Annotated in this window: 15 protein-coding genes and 1 riboswitch; of the genes, 9 read left to right on the forward strand and 6 right to left on the reverse strand. The window is 70.8% G+C overall.

Annotated features, from left to right (window positions below):
• Both NBX02_RS03165 and NBX02_RS03170 read right to left on the reverse strand, forming a co-directional pair.
• The coding region (locus NBX02_RS03165) for a serine/threonine-protein kinase (protein WP_250289914.1) at window positions 1–818 on the reverse strand (818 nt) is incomplete at its 3' end.
• 153 nt (window positions 819–971) lie between these two features.
• Window positions 972–1,697 carry a PadR family transcriptional regulator gene (locus tag NBX02_RS03170; RefSeq protein WP_445548232.1) on the reverse strand — a complete coding sequence of 242 codons (726 nt, stop codon included), beginning with the start codon at window positions 1,695–1,697 and terminating at the stop codon, window positions 972–974.
• A gap of 127 nt (window positions 1,698–1,824) precedes the next feature.
• Between NBX02_RS03170 and NBX02_RS03175 the strand changes: the two genes are divergently transcribed.
• The 6 genes from NBX02_RS03175 to NBX02_RS03195 all read left to right on the forward strand — a co-directional run bounded on the left by NBX02_RS03175 (window position 1,825) and on the right by NBX02_RS03195 (window position 7,062).
• Window positions 1,825–2,037, forward strand: a complete 213-nt coding sequence (locus tag NBX02_RS03175; RefSeq protein ID WP_250289917.1) for a hypothetical protein — start codon at window positions 1,825–1,827, stop codon at window positions 2,035–2,037.
• 213 nt (window positions 2,038–2,250) lie between these two features.
• Window positions 2,251–2,328: a putative leader peptide gene (locus tag NBX02_RS22895; RefSeq protein WP_445548233.1), complete on the forward strand. Its 78-nt coding sequence runs from the start codon at window positions 2,251–2,253 to the stop codon at window positions 2,326–2,328.
• Between the two features lie 321 nt (window positions 2,329–2,649).
• Complete coding sequence (locus NBX02_RS03180) at window positions 2,650–3,648, forward strand: ABC transporter substrate-binding protein (RefSeq protein ID WP_250284397.1); 999 nt, start codon at window positions 2,650–2,652, stop codon at window positions 3,646–3,648.
• Window positions 3,649–3,772: 124 nt separating this feature from the next.
• Entirely contained in the window at window positions 3,773–4,762 is a 990-nt protein-coding gene (locus NBX02_RS03185; RefSeq protein ID WP_250289919.1) for an ABC transporter ATP-binding protein, read from the forward strand.
• On the forward strand, window positions 4,749–5,615 hold the full coding sequence (locus tag NBX02_RS03190) for an ABC transporter permease (protein ID WP_250284402.1): 867 nt from the start codon (window positions 4,749–4,751) through the stop codon (window positions 5,613–5,615). The genes NBX02_RS03185 and NBX02_RS03190 overlap by 14 nt, the downstream gene beginning before the upstream one ends.
• Before the next feature lie 112 nt (window positions 5,616–5,727).
• Entirely contained in the window at window positions 5,728–7,062 is a 1,335-nt protein-coding gene (locus NBX02_RS03195) for an LLM class flavin-dependent oxidoreductase (protein ID WP_250284404.1), read from the forward strand.
• A gap of 114 nt (window positions 7,063–7,176) precedes the next feature.
• On the opposite strand, the gene NBX02_RS03200 is transcribed toward NBX02_RS03195, so the two are convergent.
• Both NBX02_RS03200 and NBX02_RS03205 read right to left on the reverse strand, forming a co-directional pair.
• Window positions 7,177–7,617, reverse strand: coding sequence for a peptidoglycan-binding domain-containing protein (locus NBX02_RS03200; RefSeq protein WP_250284406.1), 441 nt, complete (start codon window positions 7,615–7,617; stop codon window positions 7,177–7,179).
• Between the two features lie 123 nt (window positions 7,618–7,740).
• Entirely contained in the window at window positions 7,741–8,805 is a 1,065-nt protein-coding gene (locus NBX02_RS03205) for a lysylphosphatidylglycerol synthase transmembrane domain-containing protein (RefSeq protein ID WP_250289920.1), read from the reverse strand.
• Window positions 8,806–9,100: 295 nt separating this feature from the next.
• Between NBX02_RS03205 and NBX02_RS03210 the strand changes: the two genes are divergently transcribed.
• Both NBX02_RS03210 and NBX02_RS03215 read left to right on the forward strand, forming a co-directional pair.
• Window positions 9,101–10,897 carry an ATP-binding protein gene (locus NBX02_RS03210; protein WP_250284410.1) on the forward strand — a complete coding sequence of 599 codons (1,797 nt, stop codon included), beginning with the start codon at window positions 9,101–9,103 and terminating at the stop codon, window positions 10,895–10,897.
• 123 nt (window positions 10,898–11,020) lie between these two features.
• Window positions 11,021–12,076 (forward strand): MBL fold metallo-hydrolase, encoded by a 1,056-nt coding sequence (locus NBX02_RS03215; RefSeq protein ID WP_250284413.1) that lies wholly within the window; start codon window positions 11,021–11,023, stop codon window positions 12,074–12,076.
• On the opposite strand, the gene NBX02_RS03220 is transcribed toward NBX02_RS03215, so the two are convergent.
• Together NBX02_RS03220 and NBX02_RS03225 are read right to left on the reverse strand one after the other, a co-directional pair.
• Window positions 12,065–14,206 (reverse strand): phage holin family protein, encoded by a 2,142-nt coding sequence (locus tag NBX02_RS03220; protein WP_250289922.1) that lies wholly within the window; start codon window positions 14,204–14,206, stop codon window positions 12,065–12,067. The two genes, NBX02_RS03215 and NBX02_RS03220, sit on opposite strands and share 12 nt — an antisense overlap.
• Window positions 14,203–14,499, reverse strand: a complete 297-nt coding sequence (locus NBX02_RS03225; protein ID WP_250289925.1) for a hypothetical protein — start codon at window positions 14,497–14,499, stop codon at window positions 14,203–14,205. The genes NBX02_RS03220 and NBX02_RS03225 overlap by 4 nt, the downstream gene beginning before the upstream one ends.
• 491 nt (window positions 14,500–14,990) lie before the next feature.
• Between NBX02_RS03225 and NBX02_RS03230 the strand changes: the two genes are divergently transcribed.
• Window positions 14,991–17,537: a hypothetical protein gene (locus tag NBX02_RS03230; RefSeq protein WP_250289928.1), complete on the forward strand. Its 2,547-nt coding sequence runs from the start codon at window positions 14,991–14,993 to the stop codon at window positions 17,535–17,537.
• 108 nt (window positions 17,538–17,645) lie between these two features.
• A riboswitch (glycine riboswitch) is annotated at window positions 17,646–17,747 on the forward strand.
• The last annotated feature ends 98 nt before the right edge of the window (window positions 17,748–17,845 follow it).

Genomic DNA, 17,845 nt, shown 5'->3' on the forward strand with positions numbered 1-17,845 from the left:
GGCTGGAAGCCGGACGCCGCCAGCTCGGCCAGCGCCCGCTCGACCGCGTCCGCCGTCGGACGCCGCGCCGGCGCCTTGGCGAGCATGCCGGCGATCACATCCCACAGTGCCGGTGACAGGCCGGGTATGGGCTGCGGCGCGTCCTCCATGTGGGCGCGCAGGAGCGCGACCGGGTGCGGGGCGGAGAACGGCGGGTGGCCGGCGAGGAGCTCGTACAGCATGACTCCCGCGCTGTAGACATCGGCCGGCGGCTGCGCGTGCTCCCGGTGGGCCAGTTCCGGCGCCATGTACATCGGCGTCCCGATCATCCCGGTGAGGCGGGTCAGGGACGGCCCGTGCGCCAGCCGGGCGACCCCGAAGTCGGTCAGGCGGGCCTGCGGATCGTCGGGATCGGTGACGTCGACAAGCACATTGGCGGGTTTGAGGTCACGGTGGACGACCCCCGCCGTGTGCACGGTGCTCAGCGCGCGCAGCACCTGGCGGGTCAGGGCGACCGCCGTGGCCACCTCGAGTGTGCCGCGTTCACGCAGGTAGACCCGCAGATCGACACCGTTGACGAGGTCCATCACGATCGCCAGGGTGTCGCCTTCGACGACGAGGTCCCGGACGGTGACCAGGTGTGGGTCGCTGAAGCCGAGCAGCATGGAGCGTTCCTGGACGAACCTGGCGACGACCTCGGGATCGTCGGCGAGTTCCCCGCGCAGCACCTTCACCGCGACCGGGCGGTCGCCGTCGACCGTGGATCCCCGCCAGACCTGGCCGAACGCGCCGCGGCCGATCGGTTCGTGCAGGACGTAGCCAGAGCCCAGCTTCCGCATGGCAGAAGTGCCCCTTCCCCCCAAAGAAAACTGTGCCCATCCCATCACCTGGGGCTATTGGGGGTGAAACCGACACTCCGTACCATGCCGGGTGGAGCTACCGGGGGCGTTAGCGGGTATCGGCCGAGGCCGCTCGCGGCCGGGCGGGCCGGGTCAGCCCGGCCGGCCGTCGTCCCCGGCGGCTTCGCTGTCATCCGGTCCGGTGGGGAAGTCCTCGGCGAGGATGCGGTAGAGCGCCCGCCGGGCATCCACGAGGATCTTCCGGGCGGCCTGGAGCTGGGCGTCGCTGCCGGTCTGGGCGACCTGCACGACGGCCGCGCCCACGCCGAACGCCAGCGACCGCAGGTCGGTCAGGTCGTGGTTGGCGGCGGCCGCGGCGGTCTCCCAGGGCTTGGGCTCGTCCGCGTGGGCGTCGGTGTGGGCACGGCCCGCGTCGGTGAGGTGGAACACCCGCTTGCCGTCGCTTTCCTCGGCGTGGACGAGCCCTTCGTCGGTGAGCAGTTGCAGGACGGGGTAGACCGAGCCAGGACTCGGCCGCCAGGCGCCCTGGCTGCGTTCGGTGAGTTCGTTGATGATCTGATAGCCGTGCATCGGTGCCTCCGCGAGCAGGGCGAGGACAGCCGCCCGGACGTCGCCGCGCCTGACCTTCGCGCCGCGGCCGCGGCCGCCGGGGAAGAAGCCCCGGGCGCCGGGACCGAAGCCGGGGCCGGGGGGGAAGCCCGGCCCGGGGAAGCCGGGACCGAACGGGATGCCGCCAGGGCCGAACGGGACACCGCCAGGGCCGAACGGGACGCCGCCGCCGGGCCCGCCATGCCTGCCGGGCCCGCCGTATCCACCGTGCCTGCCGTGGTGCCAGCCGCCTCGATCGTCGGCGGCCACTGCCCGGAGGCGGTCGGAGCCGCGGCTGCCATGCCTGCCGTGGCCCCAGGACCATGGTCCAGGAAATTCCGGTGCGTACATGATAATTCTCCAGTCGTTGTATCGCGTACGCTCACGATATATCGCGATGCACCGTTGGGCAAGCCATCGCGAGCCCGGGCCGCCACCGGCATCGCTGGTGCTGGTGCTGGTGCCGATGCCGATGGCGGTGGCGGTACGGGCGTCGGTCCCGCCGGTGCCGCTGATACGGGTGGGTGTCGTCGGTGCCGGCAGGGCTGTCGGTGCTGACGGTGCGGGTGCCGGGGCGAACTCGCCGATCCCGTGGCCAGGCCGCCGGTGAGCCCGGGCCGCCGGCGGCCGGGTGGCCCCGCCCGGCCGGAACCATCCCCCTGAATAAGCGTCACGCGGCGTGTCTGGAATTAGGCATTCTCGGAAAATAATCAGATTCTCAAAGTAGCCGGACGGCTACGTTCTTGTCCGCGTGCCTGACGCCGCGCGGAATTCTTGGTCAACTTGTTGACAACCCGGCTTGTAGACTGACATAGTGCACAACATGCCAAGGGATATCGGCCTGTCAGTCCGGCGTGCGGTGGATTTCCTCCGCGTCGCCAGCGCCATGTGTTCCGCCTGACCCGCTGTTCTCTTCGGCCGGCCGGCGCGGCCCGGCATGTATTCCGCGTCCGTTCCGCCTTTTCTTCCCGCTGGTCTTATCTCCGCTGTTCCGGCAGGCGGGTGCCGCGCCGGCAGCGTCGCCCCGATTTTCTGCGGCGGTCATCTTCGTGTCGCGTACAACTGTGATCTGACAGTTTATTCCAACGGTACCGTCGATCGATGTCGCTCCGCCGCCGCCCGGGACCGTGCCGGCCGCTGACCGGTCCGCAGACAAACCCGAGAGGAATTCGACCTCACCATGCAGCGCAGTGTTCGACGTGCCATTCGACGCCGACCGGGGGTGCTGCCAGCAGCCGTCGCCCTGGTAGCGACGCTGATTCTGGCGGCCTGCGGGCAGAGCGACGGCGGCGATGCCGCCAGGACCGAACAGACCGAACTGCGTTATCAGGGCTCCGTCGGCCAGGTCACACCGGTCGAGCTCGCCGCGGATCTCGGCTACCTCGGCCCCATAAAGCTCAAGTGGATCGGTAACACGATCAGCGGCCCGCAGGACATCCAGTCGACCGCCACCGGTGACGTCGACTTCGGTAGCGCGTTCAACGGGGCAATCATCAAGCTGATCGCCGCGGGCTCGCCGATCAAATCGGTGGTCGGTAGCTACGGAATCGACCAGAACACCTTCGGCGGCTTCTACGTTCTCGACGGGAGCCCGATCACGTCACCTCGTGACCTGTTCGGGAAGAAAATCGGCATGAACACGCTGGGCGCGCACTACGAGGCAATCCTGGACGAATACCTCAAGCGGGGCGGTCTCAGCCAGGACGAGATCAAAAAAGTGATACCGACGGTTGTCCCGCCGGTGAACACCGAGCAGTCGCTGCGCGAGAAGCAGATCGACGTCGCGGTCCTCGGCGGAATTCTGCGGGACAAGGCGCTGGCCCGGGGCGGGATTCACCCGTTGTTCAGCGACTACGACCTCTTCGGTTCGTTCACGGCTGGCAGCTACGTGCTCCGCGAGGATTTCATCAGGAAGAACCCGACGACGACCAGGCAGTTCGTCGAGGGTGTGGGCAAGGCCGTCGAATGGTCCAGGACGACTCCTCGCGACCAGGTCATCGCCCGCTTCAAGGACATCATCGCCAAGCGTGACCGCAAGGAGGACGCAACCGCCATCCAGTACTTCAAGGGATACGGGGTCGCCGGCCGGGGCGGGCTCATCGCGGACGCCGACTTCACCCGGTGGACCGGCTGGTTGAAAGCGAACGGCCAGCTGAAGAAGGACATCACCCCGGCCGAGCTCTTCACCAACGACTTCAACCCGTTCCGGGTGCCCTCCTGACGGAGCCGTTCCCGGCGGAACCGAGCCGCTGCCCCGCTCCGGACGCGGGATTCCCGGTGCCCAGCCGTCCCAGCCGTCGTGGCACCGGGAACCATCCTTCACCGACACCGAGAGATGATCGGCAATGAGCACGATAGAATTCAGGAACGTCACGAAGAATTTCGCCGTCCGCGATCACGGAAATCTCCGCAACACCGTCAGCGAGTTCACCGCGGTCGACAACGTGAACCTGCGCATCCGCAGCGGCGAGTTCCTGGCCCTGGTCGGCCCCAGCGGCTGCGGGAAGTCCACCCTGCTGGACATCCTCGGCGGACTGACCAGCGTGAGCGATGGTCAGGTCCTCGTCGACGACAGCCCGGTCACCGGCCCCGGCCTCGACCGGGGGATCGTCTTCCAGCAGTATGCGCTGTTCCCGTGGCGGACCGCCCTCGGCAACGTCGAATTCGGCCTTGAGGCCAAGAAGGTGGCGCGGTCGCAACGTTCGGCCCTGGCCCGGCACTACCTCGACCTCGTCGGGCTCAGCGGTTTCGAACATCGATATCCCCACGAGCTGTCGGGTGGTATGAAACAACGGGTGGCGATCGCGCGGAGCCTGGCCTACGACCCGGCGGTCCTCCTGCTCGACGAGCCTTTCGCCGCGTTGGACGCCCAGACCAGAGAAACCCTGCAGGACGAGCTCCTGCGGATCTGGGCCAAGACCGGCAAGACGATTCTTTTCGTCACCCACGGCATCGACGAGGCCGTCTATCTCGGTCAGCGGGTCGCGGTGATGACCTCCCGGCCCGGCCGGATCAAGCAGATCGTCGACATCCCCATCACCGCCCGCGCGGACGGGACCGACCTGCGTTCCGATCCCGATTTCGTCCGCTACCGGCACGAGGTCTGGGAGCTGCTGCGCGAGGAGGTGGCCAGAGCTCAGCAGGCCGAACGTGACGAACAGTCGGCAGGTGAGCGGGCATCCTTCGGCGGCGGGCCGGCCCGCCGCGGTGCGGCCGGCACGGCGCCCACGAAGGCCGCCGGGCTCACTGGGCCCGCCGGGCCCGGCGGGCACACAAAGGCGGAGGGGCACGCGGGACAGGCGGAGAAGGAAGTGACCAGCGTTGGCCATCGTTGAGGACACCCGTACCGAGGCCGGAAGCCGGCTTTCCCCAGCTGCCGCGTCACCGGCCGCCGCCGCTCGCCGCGGCTGGCTGTCCAGGGCCGGCCGGATCGCCGGCGGGCTCTCCCGCCGGGTGGTGGGAATTCTGATCCTGCTGGCGGCCTGGGAAACGCTCCCGCGGCTCGGGGTGGTCGACCGTGTGTTCCTGCCGCCCTTCTCCGAGGTTGCCGACGAATGGGTGGCGCTGCTTCGCAGCGGTGACCTGTGGGAGCACACCTCCGCCAGCCTCACCCGGGCGGCCAGCGGCTTTGCCATCGCCATCCTGATCGCGCTGCCGCTGGGACTGCTCATCGGCTGGTTCCGGCTGGTGGCCCAGTTCCTCAACCCGGTGCTCGAGGTCTTCCGCAACACCGCTCCGCTGGCCCTGCTGCCGGTGTTCGTGCTGATTTTCGGGCTGGGTGAGACCTCGAAGATCGCCATCATCGTCTATGCCTGCGTCTGGCCCGTGCTGCTGAACACGATCAGCGGTGTCCAGGGTGTGGACCCCCTGCTCGTGAAATCCGCACGGTCGATGGGGCTGTCATCGGTACGGCTGTTCCAGAAGGTCATTCTTCCGGCCGCCGTCCCGACGATTTTCACGGGTGTCCGGCTGGCCGGAGCCTACGCGATCCTGATACTCGTCGCGGCCGAGCTGGTCGGCGCCAAGGCCGGGCTCGGCTATCTGATCAACTATGCCCAGTCGAACTTCGCGATCCCCGAGATGTACGCGGGGATCATCACGGTCGCGGCTGTCGGCCTCGTCATCAACCAGGCCCTGCTCGCCCTGGAACGGCGCTTCACGAGGTGGCGGGTGACCTCGAACTCGTAATGTCGCGCCGGGCAACGCGGCCGGCATCCGTGGATCGCCCGCACGGATGCCGGCTCCGTCGGAGCAGCCGTTCACCTGTCCGTAGGAAGCCGCCCGTGGAAAGAGGAACGTCATGTCTGCCGCCGGCAACCGGAAATTCCACCTCAACGCGTTCCTGATGAACGCCGGGCACCACGACGCCGCCTGGCGTCACCCCCGGGCCCAGCCCGAACGCGCCACCGACCTGGCCTACTTCCAGGAGCTCGCGCGCACGGCCGAGCGAGGCAGGCTCGACTCCCTCTTCCTGGCCGACGGGCTGGCGCTGTGGGGCAAGGTCCGGTACAACGTGCTGGGCGGCTTCGAGCCGGTCACCCTGCTCTCCGCGCTGGCCACGGTCACCGAGCGCATCGGCCTGATCGCCACCGTCTCGACGACCTACAACGAGCCGTTCCACGTCGCCCGTAAGTTCGCCTCCCTCGACCACATCAGCGGCGGGCGGGCCGGCTGGAACATCGTCACCTCCGGCAGCCTCGACGAGGCCCGAAACTTCGGGCTGGACGAGCACCCTGAGCACGGCCTGCGGTACGCCCGGGCCCGGGAGTTCGTCGAGGTCGCCACCAAGCTGTGGGACAGCTGGGAGGACGACGCCCCGATCATCGACCGGGCGGGCGGGATCTACGCCGACACCAGCAGGATTCGCCAGGTGGGGCACGTCGGCGAGTTCTTCCGCGTCCAGGGGCCGTTGAACGTCCAGCGTTCCCCGCAGGGCTATCCGCTGCTGGTCCAGGCGGGCTCGTCCGAGGACGGCAAGGAGTTCGCGGCCCAGTACGCCGAGGCGGTCTTCACCGCCCAGCAGACCCTCGCCGACGGCCAGACCTTCTACAAGGACCTCAAGTCACGCCTGGCCCGCTACGGGCGCGCGCCCGAGGACGTGAAGATCCTTCCCGGCATCTGCCCGGTCATCGGCGCCACCGAGGCCCAGGCCCGGGAGCTGGAGGAGGAGCTCACGGCGCTGCAGATCCCCGAGTACGGCCTGGCGCAGCTGTCGAACATGGTCGGCGTCGACCTCACCGGCCTCCCGCTGGACGGGCCGCTGCCCGGCCTGCCCGACGAGCGGGACATCAACGGCAACAAGAGCCGGTTCACCCTGGTCAGCGAGCTCGCCCGCCGCGACGGACTGAACCTCCGGCAGCTGATCGCCAGGCTGGGCGGCGGCCGCGGGCACCGCGTCTTCGCCGGCACGCCGGAACAGGTCGCCGACCAGCTCGAGGAGTGGTTCACCCAGGACGCGGCCGACGGCTTCAACATCATGCCGCCGTTCCTGCCCGGCGGGCTGACGGACTTCGTCGACCTGGTGATACCGATCCTGCAACATCGTGGCCTGTTCCGCACCGAGTACACCGGACGCACCCTGCGCGACCACTACGGCCTGCCCCGCCCCGCGAACCGCCTGGCCATCCAGGCCTGACCGCCGGGCTGAGCCGAGCCGGCGTCGCCGTCGGGCGGGTGGGGCGGCGCCGGTGGGCGGGGCCGGTGCCCACCGGTGCCCACCGGTTCGCGTCCGGTCGCGGGCTGGTCGTGTTCAGTTGCCCGGTTCGTCCCTGACGAGACGGTTCCAGGTGACAGGACCGACGATCCCGTCGGCGGTGATGCCGGCGTGCCGCTGGAAGTCGCGTACCCAGGCGTCCGTCCGCCGGCCGAAGACGCCGTCCACGGGGAGGAAGTCCCCGGGGTCGCTGATCCGGGCGTTCGCCTGGTCCTGGACGGCGCGTACCGCGTCACCCTTCTCGCTCCGGTCGCCGTCACGAACGGTGACGATGAGCGCCGGCCAGCTCTGGTCACCGACGGTGCCGTCGACCGCGATTCCGGCGGACGACTGGAAGGCGCGCACCGCCGCCTCGGTCGCCGGCCCGAAGACGCCGTCGACTGCCACCGAATATCCGTGCGCGCGTAGCAGGTACTGGATGCTCTGTACTGGTTCGCCGCTGCTGCCGTTCTTCTGCAGGGGCCAGGTCGCGGACATGCGTGAGCCTCCTCGGCGGTTGGTTCCTGGGCGACCGGTGGTGGCCACCTAGAAACACTATGAGTGATGATCTGATATCTGTCAGTCACACATCCGGCCGGGATGGCTGCCCACGTCAGGTTGTCAGGTCGGGATCTCCTCGTTGATCGTGCTCGGGTCGTTCCACGGCCGTTGCCGCGGCAGCTTGCGGTGCCGCAGCGACCCCGTCCGCAGGGACAGGTAGGCCACGGCCGAGAGCGGGATGGGCAGCCAGAAGTTCGCCAGCCGCCAGGTGACGACCCCCAGCAGCGCCACAGCCCGGGTCGAGCCGAACCCGACCAGGGTGGGGACGAGCACCCCTTCGATGATCCCGAGCCCGCCGGGGGAGATCGGGACGGCGGCCAGCACGTTGGCGAGCCCGTAGGCGACCAGCAGGCCGTCCACGGACGCGGCGTAGCCGTAGGCGTACAGGAACACCCACAGGGAGGAGGCTGCGAGCAGCCAGTTCGCCGCCGCCCACAGCGTCGCCCTGGCGAGCAGGAGCCTGTCCGCGCCGAGGACCCGCAGCCGGTCGGCAAAGGTGCGCACCAGCTGTTCGGCGCCGTCCGGTGACAGGCCCGGCGCGCGGTGGGCGACGGAACGCACGACACGGGCGGTTCGTTCACTGCCCCGGGTGAGAAGTATCACGCCGACGAAGACGATGGCGATCAGTAACGTCCCCACCGCCGCGGCCGTGCCGTAGATCGGGTTGCCGCCCCGGGTCGGGATGGAGATCAGCAGGCCGATCCACAGGATCACGTTCAGGACGACCGCCGAGCCCGCGCCCTGGATCGCCGCGGCGGACACCGCCTCGGACGCGCCGACCCCGGCGCCGCGTTGCAGGCGGTAGCGCAGCGCGCTCGCGGTGGCGGCACCGCCGGGCAGCATGTGGCTGACACCGAGGGTCGTCAGGTCGATCCGGAGCAGCGTCCACAGCGACGGCCGGCCCTCCCGGGCGAGCACACTGCGGGTCAGCATCGCGTAGGCGAGCAGGGATGCCGCCTCCAGGACCAGGCCGAGCACCAGGAAGCGCGGCTCCACGTCGGAGAACGTCTCCAGCGCCTTGCGCGCACCGGCAAGCTGCGGCAGCACCGCGTATTCGATGATCAGTGCCAATATCACGACCGCGGCGCCCCGGCGCAGCCACCGGGGCACCCGCAGCACCGTCATCGGCTCGCACCCGCGGACGCCGTCACCGTCGCCGTCGCCGTCGCACCCGAATGATCATCGGTGGACCACTGTGGGCAGCGTCGCGAGCGCGGACAGCGCCATGCGGGCCGGCGGCGGGACGTCGTTGTTGTGAGACCACACATCGCATCTCATGGTGGCCCATCGATGCTCTCGTCTACCCCGTCACCACACGAGAACACGGGAATCCGTTCGTACGCCGCTGAACGTTCAGATCATCCGCCCTGGAAGGGGTAGGTCTATAATTCGTGGCCATGAACTACCGATCCGATGGCCGATGGATGACCTCGCTGTGATTTCCTCCTGGCAGGACCCCCGGCGCGCGGAGGCGTCGAGGGCGCTCACGGCTGTCCATGCCGGCGTCCGGGCCGGTGATGTCGAGACCGAGACGTTGGACTTCAAGGAAGACCAGTCCAGGCGCTCCGTGAACGGCCCGCCGACGGCAGGTGGTACCCAGCACGAGCCGACCGCTCGCGATCTTGCTGATTCCGCGTGCTGCTTCGCGAACGCCCGCGGCGGCGTCGTCATCGTCGGAGTCGAGGACAAGCGTGGCGGCCCGGCCGCGTTCGTGGGTACCGCGCTGAACCCCGAATGGCTGCGGCACCGCATCTGGGAGCTCACCGATCCGCATCTGGCCGTCGACGTGGAAGCGGTCACGGCGGCGAGCGGAGCACGCCTGCTGACCATCGTCGTCAGCGCGGGCCTGACCGCGCACCGGGTCCCCGGCGGCCGGTACAAGCACCGGGTCGGCACGCACTGCGTGGAGATGAGCAGTGTGGATCACACCGCTCTGGTGCGCCGCCACGTCGACTGGTCGGCCGAGCCGACGACGATGCGGTTCGACGATGTCGACATAGCGGCCCTGCTGGTGGCCCGTCAGGTGCTGCGGGCCGCTGAGGAGACGAGCCGGGTCGCCCTGACGTCCCGGCCGGACGAGGAACTGCTGCGTGCTCTCGGGGTTCTCGACTCCACGACCGGGACGCTGACCCGCGCGGGGGCCCTGCTGTTCGCGGTGACGGACCGGCAGCAGTCACATCTCGACTATGTCCGGCGGGCCCGGCCGGGAGCCGACGCGCTCATCCGCCTCGACGAGCCCGGCCGTCCGCTGCTGGTCGAGTTCAACGAGATCGAGCTCTCCATCCGGCTGGCGAACCAGCGTGTGCACGCGGTGCGCCTGGGCGCCCGGGGCATCGGCGAGGCGATCCCCGGTGCCGCGGCCCGGGAGGCGATCGTCAACGCGATCATGCACCGGGACTGGGAACGGCCGGAGCCGATCACCATCGAGCACCTGGGCGACCAGCTCGTCGTCACCTCACCGGGACGCTTCCCACCGGGCGTGGACGCGTCGAACGTCCTGACCACGACATCCCGGTCGGCCAATCCGCATCTCGCCAACGTCATGCGCAGCCTGCGGCTGGCCGAGCGGGAGGCGATCGGGGTGGACCGCATGTACCGGGAGATGATCCTGCTCGGCCACCGGCCACCAGTGATCACCCAGACGGTGGACAGCGTCCGCTGCGTACTGATCGGCGGTGATCCGGTGGAGCCGGTCACCGATCTGACCTCGTTGTTGAGCGCCGACGCGCGAGCCGACGTGGACGTCGTGCTGATCATTCACCGGCTCCTGGACCATCCGCGGGCGGACGAGCGGGTGCTGGCCCCGCTGCTGCAGAAAACCTCCGAAGAGGCGGCGGAGGCGTTGGCCCGAGCCCGGCGCGAAATCGTCGACGACGATTCGGCACTGATCGTTCCGGTGCACGCGGGTGGTACGGGCGGCGGTGGATTCCGGCTCGGCAACCGGGCCCGTGAGCTGCTCGCCGCCCGGCTGCCCTACTTCGACGTTCCGCCGAAGGAGGTCAAGCCCTTCGCGGTGGAGCTGGTCGGTGACCAGGGGGCGGTGCGGACACGCGACCTCATCGAGTACTGCGGGCTGCGCTCGGTTCAGGCGTCGAGGGTGCTCGGTGAGCTGCGGGACGACGGGGTGCTGGTCGTCGGCTCGGTGCGGACGGTCGGTCAGGGCGTCTTCTACGTCGCCGGCCCGCGCTTCCCCACCACGGCCCCGCCCCCGGGATGAGCGCCGGCGGCCAGGCCGCCCAGTTCCAGGTGCTCCACCTGCTCTTTTCCTCCGTTCCATCGTGTCCCTCTTCTCCATCGTGTCAACGGATCTGTCGCCTCGGACCCGGGGCACGGAGCCGGAATGAGCCGCCAGCGGCCGGGAGCGTCGGCGGCGGTCCCGGCGAGGAGCGCACGAGCGACGGCACGCCGCGGGCACACTGGTGGGGTGGACGTCACCTGGTGGGGGCACAGCACGGTTGTGATCGCCGACGCGGGTACGCGGCTGGTGACCGATCCGGTGTTCGGGCCGCGTATCGCCCATCTGCGCCGGCGGGCCGGCGCGCGCCCGGCGGCGCAGGCCGCGCGGGTCGACGCCGCGGTCGTCTCGCATCTGCACGCCGATCATCTCGACATCCCGTCGCTGAAGCTGCTCCCGCCGACGGTGCCGATCATTCTGCCGCGCGGCGGCGCCGCCCTGCTGGCCCGCCGGCACCCGGCACTCGCCGAGCGCTGCGTGGAGATGGTGCCCGGCGACCGCGTCCGGGTGACTTCCCGTGATGACATGACCGGTCTGGACGTGCTGGCGGTGCCGGCCGAGCACGACGGTTCGCGGGGGCCGTGGTCGCGCCATCGTGGCCCGGCGCTCGGATTCGTGGTGACCGGCAGCCGGACGGTGTGGTTCGCCGGGGACACCGCCCTGCACGACGCCATGGCCGATCTTGCCCCGCTCGGCATCGACATCGCTCTCGTCCCGGTCGGTGGCTGGGGGCCCAGCCTCGGCCCCGGGCATCTCGACCCGGCCGGCGCGATCGAGGCGGTCCGCCGAACGCTGGGCCCGCGACCGGTCCGCCCGCCAGCGCTCTCCCCGCCAGCGCTCTCCCCGCCGACGGTCTCCGCACCGAAGGTCTCCGCACCGGCGGTCTCCGTCCAGCCGGTCTCCCCACGGACGCTCTCCGCCCGGCCGGCGGTGGCGATACCGATCCACTACGGGACCTTCTGGCCGATCGGCTTCGACCGGGTGCGTCCCGACCGTTTCCACGAGCCCGGACGCGAGTTCGCCCGGCTGGCCGCCACCGCCACCGACCTGCCCGCCGAGGTGCGCGTCCTCACCCACGGCGAATCCCTGAATATCGCCGAATCACGCGAACGAGGGAACAAACGGTTGCTGCAGCAGCCACTTCCACCCTCATTCTCCTGATCGGACCTCATTCTCCTGATCGGAAAGGGGCGGGCGGGGCGCGGGCAGCGGGTCGCGGCGCAGCCCGAGCCGTTCCAGCCAGCGGACGAGCTGGTGGTGGACGGCGTCCGGGCCCTCGAGCGGGCCGGGTACGGCCGGCCAGCCCGCCGGGTACAGCAGCACGGCCCGGGTCTGGTCCCCGCCGATCCCGCCGTGGCAGCCGACGAGCTCCTCGAACGCGGCGACCTCCCGGGTGCCGGGGTCGATCCGGCTCATGACGACGATGTCGCCGACGTTGTGCATCCGCTGGTGGCGCAGCAGGTCCGCGGCGGCCCGCGAGCCGTACCCGAGCAGCGGGTTGGTGCCCTCGACCACCCCGGTCTCCAGGAACATCCGGCCCTGGGCGCCGAAGGCGACCGGTCCGTGCCCCCGGCAGCGCAGCACGACGAACCCGACCCCCGGGTGGTCGATCAGCCCGCGGACGAGCGCCGGGTGCAGGAACTCCATCTGCTCGAGATCGGCGCGGCCGGCCACCTGCGGCAGGTAGACCATGGCCAGGTTCCCGGACGCGACCACGACGAGATCCGGCCGCTGCGGGTCGAGGGTGACCTCCAGCCGGGACGGGCCGAGGGTGACCTGCCCGTCGTCGGTGCGGCGGCGCAGCATCAGCCGTCCCGGCCCGGTGCCGTCCCCGCCGCCGGTGACCTCGGTGAGCAGGGTGTTCACCGGGCCCCAGCCCTCGGCGGTCCCGGTCGCGGCGGCAGCGGCCGCCCCCGGCGTCAGCAGGCCGCGGACGGTGTCCTCCAGGGACCGCCCGTAGCGCTGGCGGAACGTCGCGCCCTGGCTCTGCCCGTGGTCGGACAGGACGACGATCTCGTACGTGCGCTCGACGGCGCTGGCGATCCGCTCGAGCATCGCCAGCACCCGGTCGACGCCCTCCAGCGTCTGCAGCGACTCCCGCCGGTTGGGCCCGGCATGGTGGGCGACCTCGTCGTAGTCGACGAAGTCGCAGAACACCACGGGCACGCCGCGGGCCATCTGCTCGGCGATGAACGTGACGTTGAGGTCGCGCAGCAGGACGTTGGTCAGCCCGCGCAGCGCCACGTACGAGCCACCGCGGCGGACCCGGGGGAAGATGTTGTCGCGGCGCTGCTTGCGGGCCTGGTGCACCTCTTTGATCATCTCGCCGATGGTCAGGACCAGCGAGCGGGCGAGCCCCTGCGGGCTGGCCGCGAACGAGGCGTAGCCGCGGGCCCGGCGGCCGGGCAGACCGGCCTGGCTGACGGTGAGCAGGCTGTGCGGCGCGTCGCCGGAGAAGACGTTGCTGATGCTGACCCCGCCGTCGGCGAGCAGGCCACGCCCGTCGCTGAACCCCCGCTCGATCTCGGCGGCGTCCCGCGGCCGGTTGGTGACCACCAGCCGGCCGGCCTTCTTGTCGTACCAGCGGAAGGCGGGGACGTGGCCGGACGCGCCGTGCAGGATGCCGGCCTGGCTGGTCGGGGTCGTCGAGGGCATGCCGGTGTGCCATTCGACGAAGCGGTGCGAGCCGCCGCGGACCCAGCGGCTGAGCGTGGGCAGGTTACCGGCCGTGACCGCCCATCGCAGCAGCGGCGCGGACAGGCCGTCGATCTGCACGATGACGACTCCCGGGCCGTCGAACGGGCTGCCGTCCCCGCCGCCACCGTAGCGGGCGACCTGTCGTATGACCTCGCTGCTGAACGTCCCGTCGCTGCCGGCGTCGGCCAGCCAGCCGACAACCGCCGAGATCACCGCGGTGCCCCAGGCGACCCCGACGGCCGCGCCGAAACTGCTGGAGATCACCTCTGGTTCGATACGCAGCGCGATGTAGATCACCAGGGTCTGCGCGAACAGGCCGATCAGTGGCACGGCGATCCCGCCGAGAGCGACCGCCAGGGCGACGAGCACCGGCCGCAGCAACGCGCCCACCAGGGTGAGAATGACCACCAGACGCATCAGCGCGCCGAAGCCGTTGATCTCGATACCGGGCAGGAACTCCAGGGACAGGCCGAGCGCGAGCCCGCTCGCCACGACGGACCGGGTGACGCGCAGAAGGCGGTGCGGCGTCGGCTTCATGTCGCGCAGCACGATGCCGGCGAGGCGCAGCCGTCCCCGCAGCAGCCTCCCGATCACGGCGAGGCGCCGCCCGCGCTCGCGCCCGCGTCCGGGCAGGGCGGGGCGGGACCGCGTAGCGGCGTCGGTGCCGTCGGCACCGGTGTGACCCACAACCATGGCCAGCGCAGAGTAGAGCGCCGGTCAAGCGGCGCGGACAGCGCCCGCGCCCGTCCGCGCGGATCACGCGCCGGGCGAGTTCGCCGTTCGGCGCGTCCGCCGGCCGGGTGGACGTACGCGATGACGGACTTCTGGTGATCTTTTCTGCTGTTCGGGGCCTGCTGGCGTCGGCCACCGGCTGTACTGCTGCTCATGGTCGCGCCATGGGTGCTCTGGCCATATCTGATGGATCTTCGGCTGGCTGGGCAGGAAGTTGCCCGACCGCTTGCCAGGTTGTCACACGGTTGCCCGGCGGACGCGTGTCGGGTGGCCGCGGCGGCGACCGAGTACCGGGCATCCGGGTGTCCGCCCGCGGCTCCTGGCCCCGGAACAGGGCCTGGCGTGGGACCTGGCGCGGGACCTGGCGTGGGACCTGGCGTGGGACCTGGCGTGGGACCTGGCGTGGGACCTGGCGCGGGACCTGGAACAGGAAATGTCGGTATTCGAGCGGGTGGCGCTGGGGTGCAATTCGGGCGAATAGTCCCGATGAGCTGATCCGGAAGTCACGGAACACACTGGATAACCATCTTACGCCCATCGTAGACACTTCGATCACGCACCATAGAAACAAGCGCCGGTTGCGGGCTGGCGCACGGCGAGGTGGTCGGATCCGGCAGACGAGATGGCGAGGCAGGTGGGAGGCGCGGTGAGCCATACGCGCGTCCGGGCGGGTCGGCGCGGGCCGGTTCCGGCCCCCCGCCCCGGAGCGGACGGCTCCGCAGCCGATTCGACGGCCGACACCGCAGCCGATTCGACGGCCGACACCGCAGCCGGCTCCAGGGCGGGCCCCCGCGAGGGGGATCTCCCCAGGCCCGAGGGCCACCCGCCCGAAGACCCCGCGGCGGCGGCCGAGGCTCACAGCGGGACGGGGCAGGCCCACGCCGGGCCGGCGGGTATCCCCGCGGAGGGCGCCTTCCCCGGGGCTCCTTTCCGGCGGGGCGGCCCGCGGCGGGCGACCGGCCGTGCCGGCCGCCGTCGGGGCGGTGGCCCCCGCCACGGCCGGCGGTACCCGTCGCGGGTGCGCCTGCTGCGGGTGATGGTCGTGCTGGTCGCGGCGTTGTGCTGGCCCGCGGTCGTCGCCCTGCTCACCGTGCACGCGACCGTGCAGCAGCCGGGCTACTACAAGCGGGCGCTCGCCGGCGCCGACGTGTACGAGCGTTTCTACAGCCAGGTCCTGACCGATCCGCAGATCGTCGAGATCTCCGGCCAGCTCTTCGCCGGCCTCCCCGTGGACCAGTCGCTGCTGACCGCGAACCTGCGGGTGGTCGTCCCACCATCGTCGTTGCAGGGCGTGGCCGCGGGCCTGGCGGAGCGCACCGCGGGCTATCTGAGCGGCAACGGCGACACGCTCTACCTGCGTATCGACCTGCGCCCGGTGCTGGCCAACATCTCCCAGCTCGCCAGCACCTACCTGGCCGACGAGATCTCGGGCGCCGGCACCTACCCGGTGGACGACGTCAGCCGGTTCACCGTCGGCCTGCTCGACGCGCTCGACCAGCTCTCCCAGGGGCGCCCGCCGGCATCCGTGCCGTCGATCGCCTCGGTCCGGCTCTCCGAGCGGCAGGCCGACCAGGTGGCGGACGCCGTCCTCGACCGGGTCGGCGGGCTGGGCGCGGGCGAACGCCAGGCCGTGCGCGAGCAGCTGGTCACGCTCATGCGGGCCGGTGATCTCACCTCGGCGCTGGCGGTCGCCGGCCCGCTGGTCTTCGACGGCGACGAGGCCGCCATCGCCGACCTGCGGCGGCGGGTCGGCGGTGGCACCAGCATCGACCTGGGGCCGGCGCTGGCCGGGCTGCCCGAGTCCCCGGGCACCATGGCGGTGCACGCCGTTCACGATCTCGGCGCGTCGGGGGTGCTGCTTGTCGCCGGCGGGCTCGCCGGTCTGATGCTGCTGGTGTTCGCGGCCGGGTTCGTCGTGACCGTCAGGCACGGCGGGTCGGGGTTCCGCCTGGTGCTGGCGGGGCTTGTCACGGCCGGGGCGGTCGGGCTTGCCACCGGAGGAGTGCTGACGACGCTGGTCGGTGATCCGCTCGCGGCGCTGACCGGCCCGTCCTCGTCACTGCCGGTGAGCGTGCGGGCGATGGTCGGCGACATCTCCTCGGGGCTGGCCGGCCAGGTCCGCGACTACTGGCTCGGGTTCGCGACGATGCCGCTGGTGGCCGCCGCCGGGGTCACGGTGGCCGCGTCCGCGGCGCGGATGCTGCTGCTCCGGGCGCATGCCCGCCGGCGGCGCTGGTGGACGCTGGCGGTCACCTCGACAACGATCGTCGGTCTGCTGTGGATCGCCATGCCGCTGCCGGTCACCCCGGCCGCCAGGTACTGCAACGGCTCCGAGCTGCTCTGCGACCGCCGCTACACCGACGTCGTGTACCCGGCGACACACAACGCGATGGCCGCCAGCGACGCGCGCTTCCTCGGCGCGGCCCAGGATCCGGACCTGATCGGCCAGCTGAACGCGGGCATCCGGGCGCTGCTCGTCGACGTCCATCACTGGACACCGCCGCAGGACGTCGAGGCCTTCCTCGCCGCCCTGCCGCCGGACCAGCGGGCCACCCTCGAGCCGTTCACCCGGGGCGCCCGCTCCAGCCGTCCGGGGCTGTGGCTGTGCCACAACATCTGCCAGCTCGGCGCGCTCGACCTGGAGACCGAGCTGACCCGGCTGCGGGCCTGGCTCGACGCGAACCCGACCGAGGTGGTGACCCTGATCGTCCAGGACGGGGCACCCGCGTCCGAGGTGACAGCGGCTTTCACCCGGGCCGGGCTCGGGCGTTACGTGCTCACACCCCCCAGGGACGCGGGTGGTGACTGGCCGTCACTGGGCTCGATGGTCGAACGGAACCGCAGGCTGGTGGTGCTCGCGGAGAACGCCGACGTCCCGGGCACCTTCTACCGGCGGTTCTTCCGGTACGCGGCCGACACCGCCCTGGACGTGTCCGGGCCCGACGGCTTCGACTGCCGGCCTGACCGCGGGCCGGGCCGGCCCGCGCCGATGCTGATCAACCACTGGATCACCCGGACGGCGAGCAGCCGCGCGGACGCGGCTGTGATCAACCGCCGGGCGTCCCTGCTCAGGCAGGTCGAGGCCTGTCAGCGGGCGCAGGGCCGGCTGCCGACGTTCATCGCGGTGGATTTCGCCACCATCGGTGACCTCGTTCCGACCGTCGCCGAGCTCAACCACCGTCAGAGCAGGTAGTATTACTCTCAGTGATTGCTGTTGCGGTGCGGAGCCATCACGGGCTGGCGGCTGGCGACCATCGACCGTAGGATTCCGTCCAGACGGACAACTGAACATCGATGCCGCTCACGCCCGCGCGGGAGAGTCCACGGCAGCTTGCGGTCCGTGGCGCCGAAGGAGCAAGACCTCCCCTATACACTCTCAGGCCGGAGAAACCGCCGGGCCAGGCAACTCTGGAAAGCGGACGTTCCGTGGCGTCCCGCCGACGGTGAAAGCCCACGCATATCGGTCGCGGGCCGATATGACGGGTGAAGCTCTCAGGCATA

The sequence above is a fragment of the Protofrankia sp. CiP1_Cm_nod1 genome (genome assembly GCF_920888515.1).
Taxonomy (GTDB): Bacteria; Actinomycetota; Actinomycetes; order Frankiales; family Frankiaceae; genus Protofrankia.

What these genes read in the sequence shown, in the direction of transcription:
- NBX02_RS03205 (WP_250289920.1), bottom strand. Translation starts at nt 8,805, where the DNA reads ATGACGGTGCTGCGGGTGCCCCGGTGGCTGCGCCGGGGCGCCGCGGTC.
- NBX02_RS03195 (WP_250284404.1), top strand. Translation starts at nt 5,728, where the DNA reads ATGTCTGCCGCCGGCAACCGGAAATTCCACCTCAACGCGTTCCTGATG.
- NBX02_RS03175 (WP_250289917.1), top strand. Translation starts at nt 1,825, where the DNA reads ATGCACCGTTGGGCAAGCCATCGCGAGCCCGGGCCGCCACCGGCATCG.
- NBX02_RS22895 (WP_445548233.1), top strand. Translation starts at nt 2,251, where the DNA reads ATGCCAAGGGATATCGGCCTGTCAGTCCGGCGTGCGGTGGATTTCCTC.
- NBX02_RS03225 (WP_250289925.1), bottom strand. Translation starts at nt 14,499, where the DNA reads ATGAGCAGCAGTACAGCCGGTGGCCGACGCCAGCAGGCCCCGAACAGC.
- NBX02_RS03185 (WP_250289919.1), top strand. Translation starts at nt 3,773, where the DNA reads ATGAGCACGATAGAATTCAGGAACGTCACGAAGAATTTCGCCGTCCGC.
- NBX02_RS03200 (WP_250284406.1), bottom strand. Translation starts at nt 7,617, where the DNA reads ATGTCCGCGACCTGGCCCCTGCAGAAGAACGGCAGCAGCGGCGAACCA.
- NBX02_RS03215 (WP_250284413.1), top strand. Translation starts at nt 11,021, where the DNA reads ATGAGCCGCCAGCGGCCGGGAGCGTCGGCGGCGGTCCCGGCGAGGAGC.
- NBX02_RS03210 (WP_250284410.1), top strand. Translation starts at nt 9,101, where the DNA reads ATGGATGACCTCGCTGTGATTTCCTCCTGGCAGGACCCCCGGCGCGCG.